22 protein-coding genes are annotated in these 10,260 nt (G+C 62.2%); all 22 read right to left on the minus strand.

The features are described 5' to 3' along the window. Window positions 1-444 carry a 50S ribosomal protein L15 gene (rplO, locus tag G370_RS0104745; RefSeq protein ID WP_004154498.1) on the minus strand — a complete coding sequence of 148 codons (444 nt, stop codon included), beginning with the start codon at window positions 442-444 and terminating at the stop codon, window positions 1-3. 6 nt (window positions 445-450) lie between these two features. Further along, window positions 451-642, minus strand: coding sequence for a 50S ribosomal protein L30 (gene rpmD / locus G370_RS0104750; protein ID WP_005408214.1), 192 nt, complete (start codon window positions 640-642; stop codon window positions 451-453). Continuing rightward, window positions 635-1,177 carry a 30S ribosomal protein S5 gene (gene rpsE, locus G370_RS0104755; RefSeq protein WP_004154496.1) on the minus strand — a complete coding sequence of 181 codons (543 nt, stop codon included), beginning with the start codon at window positions 1,175-1,177 and terminating at the stop codon, window positions 635-637. Before rpsE ends, rpmD begins: the two co-directional genes overlap by 8 nt. A gap of 161 nt (window positions 1,178-1,338) precedes the next feature. Then, the gene (rplR, locus tag G370_RS0104760) at window positions 1,339-1,698 is read right to left on the minus strand and encodes a 50S ribosomal protein L18 (RefSeq protein WP_026346969.1); all 360 of its coding nucleotides are present in this window, start codon (window positions 1,696-1,698) and stop codon (window positions 1,339-1,341) included. A gap of 80 nt (window positions 1,699-1,778) precedes the next feature. Continuing rightward, window positions 1,779-2,303 (minus strand): 50S ribosomal protein L6, encoded by a 525-nt coding sequence (gene rplF / locus G370_RS0104765; RefSeq protein ID WP_019659576.1) that lies wholly within the window; start codon window positions 2,301-2,303, stop codon window positions 1,779-1,781. 18 nt (window positions 2,304-2,321) lie between these two features. Continuing rightward, the gene (gene rpsH / locus G370_RS0104770; RefSeq protein ID WP_005408210.1) at window positions 2,322-2,720 is read right to left on the minus strand and encodes a 30S ribosomal protein S8; all 399 of its coding nucleotides are present in this window, start codon (window positions 2,718-2,720) and stop codon (window positions 2,322-2,324) included. 258 nt (window positions 2,721-2,978) lie between these two features. Next, on the minus strand, window positions 2,979-3,284 hold the full coding sequence (gene rpsN / locus G370_RS0104775) for a 30S ribosomal protein S14 (RefSeq protein WP_019659577.1): 306 nt from the start codon (window positions 3,282-3,284) through the stop codon (window positions 2,979-2,981). Between the two features lie 18 nt (window positions 3,285-3,302). Continuing rightward, window positions 3,303-3,845 carry a 50S ribosomal protein L5 gene (gene rplE, locus G370_RS0104780; RefSeq protein ID WP_005415416.1) on the minus strand — a complete coding sequence of 181 codons (543 nt, stop codon included), beginning with the start codon at window positions 3,843-3,845 and terminating at the stop codon, window positions 3,303-3,305. Between the two features lie 11 nt (window positions 3,846-3,856). After that, window positions 3,857-4,174 carry a 50S ribosomal protein L24 gene (rplX, locus tag G370_RS0104785; RefSeq protein WP_004154490.1) on the minus strand — a complete coding sequence of 106 codons (318 nt, stop codon included), beginning with the start codon at window positions 4,172-4,174 and terminating at the stop codon, window positions 3,857-3,859. A 16-nt stretch (window positions 4,175-4,190) separates the two neighbouring features. Next, window positions 4,191-4,559 carry a 50S ribosomal protein L14 gene (gene rplN, locus G370_RS0104790; protein WP_010483978.1) on the minus strand — a complete coding sequence of 123 codons (369 nt, stop codon included), beginning with the start codon at window positions 4,557-4,559 and terminating at the stop codon, window positions 4,191-4,193. Between the two features lie 12 nt (window positions 4,560-4,571). Further along, window positions 4,572-4,841, minus strand: a complete 270-nt coding sequence (gene rpsQ, locus G370_RS0104795; protein ID WP_004154489.1) for a 30S ribosomal protein S17 — start codon at window positions 4,839-4,841, stop codon at window positions 4,572-4,574. 11 nt (window positions 4,842-4,852) lie between these two features. Then, the gene (rpmC, locus tag G370_RS0104800) at window positions 4,853-5,038 is read right to left on the minus strand and encodes a 50S ribosomal protein L29 (RefSeq protein ID WP_004154487.1); all 186 of its coding nucleotides are present in this window, start codon (window positions 5,036-5,038) and stop codon (window positions 4,853-4,855) included. Beyond that, window positions 5,038-5,451: a 50S ribosomal protein L16 gene (gene rplP, locus G370_RS0104805; RefSeq protein ID WP_004154486.1), complete on the minus strand. Its 414-nt coding sequence runs from the start codon at window positions 5,449-5,451 to the stop codon at window positions 5,038-5,040. Before rplP ends, rpmC begins: the two co-directional genes overlap by 1 nt. Window positions 5,452-5,456: 5 nt before the next feature. After that, entirely contained in the window at window positions 5,457-6,191 is a 735-nt protein-coding gene (rpsC, locus tag G370_RS0104810) for a 30S ribosomal protein S3 (protein WP_005415414.1), read from the minus strand. Window positions 6,192-6,209: 18 nt separating this feature from the next. Further along, complete coding sequence (gene rplV / locus G370_RS0104815; protein ID WP_004145348.1) at window positions 6,210-6,545, minus strand: 50S ribosomal protein L22; 336 nt, start codon at window positions 6,543-6,545, stop codon at window positions 6,210-6,212. 12 nt (window positions 6,546-6,557) lie between these two features. After that, window positions 6,558-6,827, minus strand: coding sequence for a 30S ribosomal protein S19 (gene rpsS, locus G370_RS0104820; protein ID WP_005415413.1), 270 nt, complete (start codon window positions 6,825-6,827; stop codon window positions 6,558-6,560). A 6-nt stretch (window positions 6,828-6,833) separates the two neighbouring features. Continuing rightward, the gene (gene rplB / locus G370_RS0104825) at window positions 6,834-7,661 is read right to left on the minus strand and encodes a 50S ribosomal protein L2 (RefSeq protein WP_004145339.1); all 828 of its coding nucleotides are present in this window, start codon (window positions 7,659-7,661) and stop codon (window positions 6,834-6,836) included. A 10-nt stretch (window positions 7,662-7,671) separates the two neighbouring features. After that, on the minus strand, window positions 7,672-7,971 hold the full coding sequence (gene rplW / locus G370_RS0104830; RefSeq protein WP_004145338.1) for a 50S ribosomal protein L23: 300 nt from the start codon (window positions 7,969-7,971) through the stop codon (window positions 7,672-7,674). Then, a complete protein-coding gene (rplD, locus tag G370_RS0104835) occupies window positions 7,968-8,573 on the minus strand; it encodes a 50S ribosomal protein L4 (protein ID WP_019659578.1) in 606 nt (201 codons plus the stop codon). Before rplD ends, rplW begins: the two co-directional genes overlap by 4 nt. A gap of 12 nt (window positions 8,574-8,585) precedes the next feature. Further along, window positions 8,586-9,236 carry a 50S ribosomal protein L3 gene (rplC, locus tag G370_RS0104840; RefSeq protein ID WP_004145336.1) on the minus strand — a complete coding sequence of 217 codons (651 nt, stop codon included), beginning with the start codon at window positions 9,234-9,236 and terminating at the stop codon, window positions 8,586-8,588. A gap of 11 nt (window positions 9,237-9,247) precedes the next feature. Then, entirely contained in the window at window positions 9,248-9,559 is a 312-nt protein-coding gene (gene rpsJ / locus G370_RS0104845) for a 30S ribosomal protein S10 (protein ID WP_005408208.1), read from the minus strand. A gap of 332 nt (window positions 9,560-9,891) precedes the next feature. Beyond that, window positions 9,892-10,260: EF-Tu C-terminal domain-related protein (locus tag G370_RS0104850; RefSeq protein ID WP_019659579.1), on the minus strand; the 369-nt coding region annotated here is incomplete at its 5' end.

A 10,260-nucleotide genomic window follows, 5' to 3' on the forward strand; every position in this document is an offset into this window, starting at 1 on the left:
TTACTCCGTTACGCTGCCGCCGGCAGCTTCGATCGCGGCCTTGGCACCCGCCGTGGCAGCAATACCCTTCAGGGTGAACGCCTTGGTCACTTCGCCCTTGACGACGACCTTGGCCTTCTTGGCAGTGCTCGGAACCAGCTTGGCAGCACGCAGGGCGGCGAAGTCGATCTCACCGGCCGGCAGCTTGTCCAGTGCGTACAGCAGCACTTCAGCGGTGTCCTTGGCGATCGGCGAACGGAAGCCGATCTTCGGCAGACGACGCTGCATGGGGGTCTGGCCGCCTTCGAAGCCAGCCTTGATCTTGCCGCCACCCTTGCGGGCGAACGAACCCTTGTGGCCGCGGCCGGCAGTCTTGCCCAGGCCCGAGCCGATACCGCGACCGACGCGGGTACGCTCGGTGCGGGCGCCCGGTGCCGGGCTCAGTTCATTGAGACGCAGAGTCATGGTCGATTACTCCTCAACCTGGACGAGGTACTGAACCTTGTTGATCAGGCCGCGCACCTGCGGGCTGTCCTTCAGTTCACGCACATCGTTGAGCTTGTTCAGGCCCAGCGCACGCACCGACAGGCGGTGACGCGACTGGGTGCCACGCAGGCCACGCACCAGGCGGACCTTGACAGTCTTGTTGGACTCATTAGCCATGGTTGAGTTCCTCCACCTTCTTGCCGCGCTTGGCCGCGATGCGAGCCGGCGACTGTGCAGCAGCCAGGCCCTTCACGGTGGCACGCACCAGGTTGATCGGGTTGCGCGAACCGGTGGCCTTGGCCAGCACGTTCTTCACGCCAACGGCTTCCAGCACGGCGCGCATGGCACCGCCGGCGATCACGCCGGTACCTTCCGAAGCCGGCTGCATGAACACGCGGGCTGCGCCGTGACCATCCTTGATGGTGTGCCACAGGGTGCCGTTGTTCAGGTCAACGCTGACCAGGTTCTTGCGGGCCTGTTCCATCGACTTCTGGATGGCAACCGGCACTTCGCGGGCCTTGCCATAGCCGAAACCGACCTTGCCTTCGCCGTCGCCGACGACGGTCAGGGCGGTGAAGGTGAACTGGCGGCCACCCTTGACGGTCTTGCTGACGCGGTTGACCGCGACCAGCTTTTCGATCATGCCGTCGTCGATCTTCTCTTCGCGGTTACGGTCGCGATCGCGACCCCGCTGCTGACGCTCTTCTGCCATGTTGATTCCTTGGTTGTTTGGGTATGTACGGCTCGAAGCCGCTTATGGTTGTGGCGTGACGCGTTGTTCCGGTGGGCCGCTGCAGAAGAGCGGCGCCGTCCAGCCTCACTCAGGCTGGCGAGCAGGTGGGCAGGAGGCCAATGGCCCCCTGCCCTTGTCCCTTAGAACTGCAGGCCGGCTTCGCGGGCGGCTTCTGCCAGGGCCTTGATGCGGCCGTGGTAGCGGTAGCCCGAACGATCGAAGGCAACCTTCTCGATGCCGGCGGCCTTGGCGCGCTCGGCAACGATGCGGCCAACCTTGGCAGCAGCATCGGCGTTCTTGCCGTTCTTCAGGCCTTCGATGACGTCGGCCTGGGTGGTGTTGGCAGCAGCCAGCACCTTGGAGCCGTCGGCGGTGAAGACCTGGGCGTACAGGTGCTGGCCGGTGCGCAGCACCGACAGGCGGGCGACGCCGAGCTCACGGATGTGGGCACGGGTCGACTTGGCGCGACGCAGGCGGGCGATGTTCTTGTTCATTTTGATTATTCCTTGAAAGCTGAAGGAAGAGCTTTTCCCTGAGAAGTCCGCACAGGGATGTGCGGGCTCTTGCGAGGGACTCGCGCTTATGCCTTCTTGGCTTCCTTACGGATGATGACTTCGTCGGAGTACTTCACGCCCTTGCCCTTGTACGGTTCCGGCTTGCGGAACGCACGGATCTTGGCGGCAACTTCACCGACGACCTGCTTGTCAGCGCCCTGGACCAGGATCTCGGTCTGGGTCGGGGTCGACAGCGTGATGCCTTCCGGCGCCACGAACACGACCGGGTGCGAGAAGCCCAGCGACAGGTTCAGGTCCTTGCCCTGCATGGCAGCGCGGTAACCCACGCCCACCAGCTCCAGCTTGCGCTCGAAGCCTTCGGACACGCCCTTGACCATGTTGGACAGGATCGCACGCACGGTACCGGTCAGTGCGACCAGGTCGGCGCTTTCGGTGCTCAGGGTGGCAACGCCGTTGTCGACGTTGATGGCAATACCGGCCGGCTTGGCCAGCGACAGGGTGCCCTTCGGGCCCTTGGCGGTGACGCTGTCCGACTGGACGTTCAGTTCAACCTTACCCAGGGTAATCGGCTTCTTGGCTACGCGGGACATAGTTCTACTCCTTTCGCCTTAGGCCACGAAGCACAGGACTTCGCCGCCGACGCCCAGCTGGCGCGCCTGCGCATCAGTCATGATGCCCTTGGAGGTGGAAATGATGGAGATACCCAGGCCGTTCATGACCTTCGGCAGCTCGCTCTTGCCGCGGTACTGGCGCAGGCCCGAACGCGAGAAGCGCTTCAGGGTCGCGATGACCGGCTTGCCTTCGAAATACTTCAGCACGATTTCCAGCTCGGACTTGTTGTTTTCCAGCTGGGTCACGCGCAGGTCGGTGATGTAACCCTCGTCCTTCAGGACCTGGGCGATCGCAACCTTGATCTTGGACGACGGGGCTTTCACCGTCTGCTTGCCCACCGCGGCCGCATTCTTGATGCGGACCAGCAGGTCGGCGATGGGATCAGTCATGCTCATATGAGTACCTTTGAGTGCACCGATATCCGCTTTCGCGAAAATCTGTTGTCTCCTGGAAACGGGCCAGGTCCCTTGATGCAGCGGGCCGGAAGCCCACTCCTACGACCCCGTTTGCGCAGGGCAAGACGCGGGAGTATACGCCAAAAGAGCCCGGCTTGCGCCGGGCTCCTCGGTTTTTTTGCGTCGGGAAAGCTGAATGCCTCCCCTGCCCGGTTCAGGAACCCCCGAAGGGGCTCCTGATCGCAGGGCCGGCTGGGGTTACCAGCTGGCCTTGCGCAGACCCGGCACGTCGCCACGCATGGTGGCTTCACGCAGCTTGTTACGGCCCAGGCCGAACTTGCTGTAGACGCCACGCGGACGACCCGACAGCTCGCAACGATTACGCTGGCGGCTCGGCGACGAATCGCGCGGCAGCTTGGCCAGCTTGGTTGCGGCCTCGATCTTCTCTTCGTAGGTCGCGTCCACGGAGGACACGATCTTCTTCAGAGCCGCACGCTTTTCAGCGTACTTCTTGGCCAGCTTTTCCCGCTTGATGTCGCGGTTGACCATGGAGGTCTTTGCCATTTCGGTTTCCTCGACAGATCAGTTACGGAACGGGAACTTGAACGCTGCCAGCAGCGCCTTCGCTTCCGCATCGGTCTTCGCAGTGGTGGTGATGGCGATATCCATGCCGCGGATCGCATCGACGGCGTCGAAGTCGATTTCCGGGAAGATGATCTGTTCCTTCACACCCATGTTGAAGTTGCCGCGGCCGTCGAAGGAACGGCCGGAAACACCACGGAAGTCGCGCACGCGCGGCAGCGAGATGTTGATCAGGCGGTCCAGGAACTCGTACATCTTGTGGCGACGCAGCGTGGTCTTGCAGCCGATCGGCCAACCATCACGGATCTTGAACGACGCGACCGAGATACGCGACTTGGTGACAACCGGCTTCTGGCCGGAAATCTTGGTCATGTCCGCGACGGCGTTTTCCAGGATCTTCTTGTTGGTGGCAGCCTCGCCGACACCCATGTTCAGGGTGACCTTGACGAGCTTCGGTACTTCCATCGGATTGGTGTAGCCGAACTGCTTCATCAGCGCCGGCACCACTTCTTCCTTGTAGATCTTTTCGAGACGGGAAGTCATCTTCACATTCCTCAGGCGTCGAGCGCCTCACCGCTGGAGCGGAACACACGCAGTTTGCGTCCATCCTCCAGCACCTTGAAGCCAACGCGTTCGCCCTTGCCCGAAGCCGGGTTCAGCACGTTCACGTTGGAGATATGGATCGAAGCTTCGCGCTCGACCACGCCGCCGGCAACACCTGCCTGCGGGTTCGGCTTGGTGTGGCGCTTGACGATGTTCACGTTGGCGACGACCACACGGTCGCCGTCGACGCGGACGACTTCGCCCTGCTTGCCCTTGTCCTTGCCAGCGTTGACGACAACCTGGTCGCCCTTCTTGATACGGTTAGCCATGATTATCTCCTGTCGCTCACAGCACTTCGGGAGCGAGCGAGACGATCTTCATGAACTTCTCCGAACGAAGTTCACGGGTCACCGGCCCGAAGATACGGGTACCGATCGGCTCCTGCTTGTTGTTCAGCAGGACGGCCGCGTTGCCGTCGAAGCGGATCAGCGAACCGTCGGCGCGACGCACACCCTTGCGGGTACGCACCACGACGGCGTCATACACTTCACCCTTCTTGACCTTGCCGCGCGGAATCGCATCCTTCACGGTGACCTTGATGATGTCGCCGATGCCGGCGTAACGGCGCTTGGAACCACCCAGCACCTTGAAGCACATCACCTGCTTGGCACCCGAATTGTCCGCGACGTCAAGGTAGCTCTGCATCTGGATCATGATTCAGACTCCTTATTCAGCCGCACGCGTGATGACTTCCACCACGCGCCAGTTCTTGGTCTTGGACATCGGAGCAATCTCGGTCACGCGGACGACATCGCCTTCCTTGCAGGCGTTGTCGGCATCGTGGGCGTGCAGCTTGGTCGAGCGCTTGATGTACTTGCCGTACAGCGCGTGCTTGACCTGACGCTCAACCAGGACGGTAACCGTCTTGTCCATCTTGTTGCTGACGACACGGCCTTCGACCGTGCGCAGCGTCTTCTTTTCAGTATTGTCGCTCATAGCGGCCATCCTTACTTCGTGCTGCCGAGCAGGGTCTTGACGCGAGCAATCTCGCGACGGACCCGGCGAATGTCGTGGGTCTTCGGCAGCTGGCCGGTGACCTGCTGCATACGGACAGAGAACTGTTCCTTACGCAGGTCGATCAGGTGGGCCTTGAGTTCGTCAGCCGACTTTTCACGGAGAGTTTTGATATCCATCAGCGCACCGTACGGGTCACGAAAGTGGTGGTGACCGAGAGCTTGGCGGCGGCCAGGCGGAACGCCTCGCGAGCCACTTCCTCGGAAACACCCTCGATTTCATAGATCATGCGGCCGGGCTGGATCTGGGCCACCCAGTATTCCACGTTACCCTTACCCGAACCCATTCGGACTTCGATGGGCTTCTTGGTGATGGGCTTGTCGGGGAACACGCGGATCCACATCTTGCCGCCGCGCTTGACGTAGCGGCTGATCGAGCGGCGGGCCGCTTCGATCTGGCGCGCGGTCAGCTGACCGTGTGCGGTTGCCTTCAGGCCGTATTCGCCGAAGCTGACAGCGTTGGCGCTCCAGCTCAGGCCATCGTTACGGCCCTTGTGTACCTTGCGGTACTTGGTTCGCTTGGGTTGCAACATTGTCGTTACCTCGCTTCACGGGCCGGGCGCTGACGGTCACCACGGTCGCCGCGATCGTGACGATCGTTGCGCGACGGGGTGTCGTCCTGCTTTTCCTGGCCAACCTGGGAGAAATCGAAGACCTCGCCCTTGTAGATCCAGACCTTGATGCCGATGATGCCGTAGGTCGTCTTGGCTTCAGCGAAGCCATAGTCGATGTCGGCACGCAGGGTGTGCAGCGGCACGCGGCCTTCGCGGTACCACTCCGAACGGGCGATTTCTGCACCGTTGAGGCGGCCACCGACGTTGACCTTGATGCCCAGGGCACCCAGGCGCATCGCGTTGCCGACCGAGCGCTTCATTGCACGGCGGAACATGATGCGACGCTCCAGCTGCTGGGCGATCGACTCGGCAACGAGCTGCGCGTCCAGTTCCGGCTTGCGCACTTCGGTGACGTTGATGTGCGCCGGGACGCCCATCATCTCGCTCACTTCCTTGCGCAGCTTCTCGATGTCCTCACCGCGCTTGCCGATCACCACGCCCGGACGGGCGGTGTGGATCGTCACGCGAGCGGTCTTGGCCGGACGCTCGATCAGGATCTTGCTGATGCCGGCCTGGGCCAGCTTCTTGCGCAGCATGTCGCGCACTTTCAGGTCGGCTGCCAGGTAACCGGCGAACTCGGCCTTGTTGGCGTACCACTTGGAGTTCCAGTCCTTGGAAATGCCGAGGCGGATACCAATCGGATGAACTTTATGACCCATGGTCTTTTCCTTATCCGCTTACTTGGCGGCGCCCACAACCACAGTGATGTGGCTGGTGCGCTTGAGGATGCGGGTACCGCGGCCTTTCGCCCGCGCCATGAAACGCTTCAGGGTCGGACCTTCATCAACCATGATGGTCTGAACCTTCAGCTCGTCGACGTCGGCGCCCTGGTTGTTCTCGGCATTGGCAATAGCCGACTCCACCACCTTCTTGATCAGGTGGGCAGCCTTCTTGTCCGAGAACTTCAGCAGGTTGACCGCACGTTCGGCCGGCAGACCGCGCACCTGGTCAGCGACCAGACGAGCCTTCTGCGGGGAGATGCGCGCAGTGCGCAGGATGGCTTTCGCTTCCATTGTCATCTCTCCTTACTTGCCCGACTTCTTGTCACCACCGTGACCCTTGAAGGTCCGGGTGATGGCAAATTCGCCGAGTTTGTGGCCGACCATGTTCTCGTTGACGAGAACCGGGATGTGGTTCTTGCCGTTATGCACGGCAATGGTGATGCCTACCATGTCAGGCAGGATCATCGAACGGCGCGACCAGGTCTTGATCGGCTTCTTGCTGCCCGCAGCGGCCTCCACCTTCTTGACGAGGTGGTGATCGACGAACGGGCCCTTCTTGAGTGAACGTGCCATGGTCGATTAGCCCCTACGATCGCGGACGATGAACTGCTGAGTGCGCTTGTTATGGCGCGTCTTGTAACCCTTGGTCGGGACACCCCACGGGGTGACCGGATGCGGGTTACCCTGGCCGGCCTTGGCCTCACCACCACCGTGCGGGTGGTCAACCGGGTTCATGGCAGCACCACGAACGGTCGGGCGGACGCCGCGCCAACGCTTGGCACCGGCCTTGCCCAGCTTTTCCAGGCTGTGCTCGTCGTTGCCGACTTCGCCGATGGTGGCGCAGCACTCGACCGGCACCTTGCGCATTTCACCCGAGCGCAGGCGCAGGGTGGCGTAGATGCCTTCGCGGGCCACCAGCTGCACGGCCGCACCGGCGGCGCGGGCGATCTGAGCGCCCTTACCGGGCTTCAGTTCGATGCAGTGGATGGTGGTACCGACCGGGATGTTGCGCAGCGGCAGGGTGTTGCCAGCCTTGATCGGGGCATCCGAACCAGCGATCACCTGATCACCGGCCTTCAGGCCCTTCGGGGCGATGATGTAGCGGCGCTCACCGTCGACGTAGCACAGCAGGGCGATGTGGGCGGTGCGGTTCGGATCGTATTCGATGCGTTCCACGCGCGCCGGGATGCCCAGCTTGTTGCGCTTGAAGTCGATGATGCGGTAGTGCTGCTTGGCACCACCACCGACGTGACGCACGGTGATGCGGCCATGGTGGTTACGACCACCCGAGCGGCTCTGCGACTCGACCAGGGCAGCGTGCGGAGCACCCTTGTGCAGGTCGGGAGTGACCACGCGCACGGCCGAACGGCGGCCGGGGGAAGTGGGCTTGAATTTCATCAATGGCATGGGATGTACCTCAGGCCTTGGCCGTTACATCGATCGACTGGCCATCGGCCAGGCGAACGTACGCCTTGCGCCAATCGCCGCGGCGGCCAGCACGGTTACGGAAGGACTTGTTCTTGCCCTTGACGTTGACCACGTTGACAGCTTCGACCTTGACGTCGAACAGCTGCTCAACCGCGGCCTTTACATCGGCCTTGGTGGCTTCGTTCGAAACTTCGAAGACATACTGGTTGGAGAGTTCCTGCAGGCGCGCGGTCTTTTCGGAGACACGCGGGGCACGCAGCACGCTGAAGATTTTTTCGTTGCTGTTCATGCCAGCCACTCCTCGACCTTCTTGACCGCGTCAGCGGTGATGACGACCGTGTCGGCACCCACCAGCGAGACCGGATCCAGGCCCTGGACGTCACGCACCTGCACGTACGGCAGATTGCGGGCGGACAGGTACAGGTGCTCGGACGCTTCTTCGGTGACGATCAGCGGGCGCTTGCCCACTTCCAGGCCGGCCAGCTTGGCGACCAGACCCTTCGTGTTGGTCACTTCGACGTCGAAGGACTCCACGATGGTCAGACGGCCCTGACGGTTCAGCTCGGACAGGATCGCGCACATGGCGGCACGGTACTGCTTACGATTGACCTTCTGCTCGAAGCTGCGCGGCTTGGCCGCGAAGGTGACACCGCCGCCGACGAAGATCGGAGCCGTCAGTGCGCCATGACGCGCGCCGCCGCCCTTCTGCTTCTTCGACTTCTTGGTGGTACCAGCCACTTCGGAGCGAGTCTTCTGTGCCTTGGTGCCGGCGCGACCGGCGTTGCGGTAAGCAACGACGACCTGGTGGACCAGATCTTCGCTGAAATCGCGACCGAACACGGCTTCGGAGACCGAGACCTTGTTGTTGCTACCCGTGATAACGAGTTCCATCGTCATCTCTCCTTATGCCTTGCTCGCCGGACGGACGATCACATCGCCACCGGCCGCGCCCGGAACGGCGCCGCGAACGGCGATCAGACCGCGCTCGACGTCGACCTTGACCACTTCCAGGTTCTGGGTGCTCTGCTGCACCGCGCCCATGTGGCCCGACATCTTCTTGCCCGGGAAAACGCGACCCGGGGTCTGGCGCTGACCCAGCGAACCCGGCGCGCGATGCGACAGCGAGTTACCGTGGGTTGCATCGCCCATACGGAAGTTGTGGCGCTTGATGGTGCCCTGGAAGCCCTTACCCTTGGTGACACCCTGGACGTCGACGATCTGGCCGACTTCGAAGATGTCCGCCTTGACTTCGCCGCCAACGGCGAAATCGCCGAGCTGCGCGTCTTCAACGCGGAATTCCCACAGGCCACGACCCGCCTCCACCTTCGCCTTGGCGAAGTGGCCGGCTTCCGGCTTGTTGACCAGGGCAGCGCGACGCGCGCCGACGGTCACCTGCACGGCGCTGTAGCCGTCGGTTTCGACGGTCTTGATCTGCGCGATGCGGTTCGGGGTTGCTTCGATCAGGGTCACCGGGATGGAGCGGCCATCTTCAGTGAACACGCGGCTCATGCCGGCCTTGCGGCCCACGAAGCCCAACGAATACTTCTTCGTCATGGTCGTAGTCCTCAGGTCAGCTTGATCTGAACGTCGACGCCGGCAGCCAGTTCGAGCTTCATCAGCGCGTCCACGGTCTTGTCATTCGGGTCAACGATATCGAGCACGCGCTTGTGCGTGCGGGTCTCGTACTGGTCACGCGCGTCCTTGTCGACGTGCGGGGAGACGAGAACGGTGTAGCGCTCGATCTTGGTCGGCAGCGGGATCGGGCCACGCACTTGCGCGCCGGTCCGCTTTGCCGTTTCAACGATCTCGCTGGCCGAACGGTCGATCAGACGATGATCGAACGCTTTCAGCCGGATCCGGATCTTTTGGTCCGCCATGGCGGTAGGTTCCTTCGTTAAAAGAGCGACAGACAAAGCCTCTGGGTTGCTTTGCCCCATGAAATTCCTGAATACGGACGACCCACACTCCTGCAGGCCGACAAGGTCACTCCATAGACCTCAAAAACGTAGGCAGACCAGTTTCCCGGCCTGCCCAGACGTGGAAGCATAATGGCACACAAGGCAGCTGTCAACAGTCGCCTGTTGACGCCGCCTGAATGGCATTGACCCTTCCTGGTCCGGGGAACACAAGGCACATCCTGTGCCTGCTTTCCCATTTGATACGCCCCGATGCCCTACCCAGGCAACATCGGGGCGCAGATACTACCAGATTACTCGATGATCTTCGAGACCACGCCGGCGCCGACGGTGCGGCCGCCTTCGCGGATGGCGAAGCGCAGGCCTTCATCCATCGCCACCGGGTTGATCAGGGTGACGACCATCTTGACGTTGTCACCCGGCATCACCATTTCGACGCCTTCCGGCAGTGCAGCTGCGCCGGTGATGTCGGTGGTACGGAAGTAGAACTGCGGACGGTAGCCGTTGAAGAACGGGGTGTGACGGCCGCCTTCGTCCTTCGACAGGACGTAGACTTCACCCTCGAACTTGGTGTGCGGCTTGATCGTGCCCGGCTTGGCCAGCACCTGGCCACGCTCGACGTCGTCACGCTTGGTGCCGCGCAGCAGCAGGCCAGCGTTGTC

The sequence above is a fragment of the Stenotrophomonas hibiscicola ATCC 19867 genome (assembly GCF_000382065.1).
Lineage (GTDB): Bacteria > Pseudomonadota > Gammaproteobacteria > Xanthomonadales > Xanthomonadaceae > Stenotrophomonas > Stenotrophomonas hibiscicola.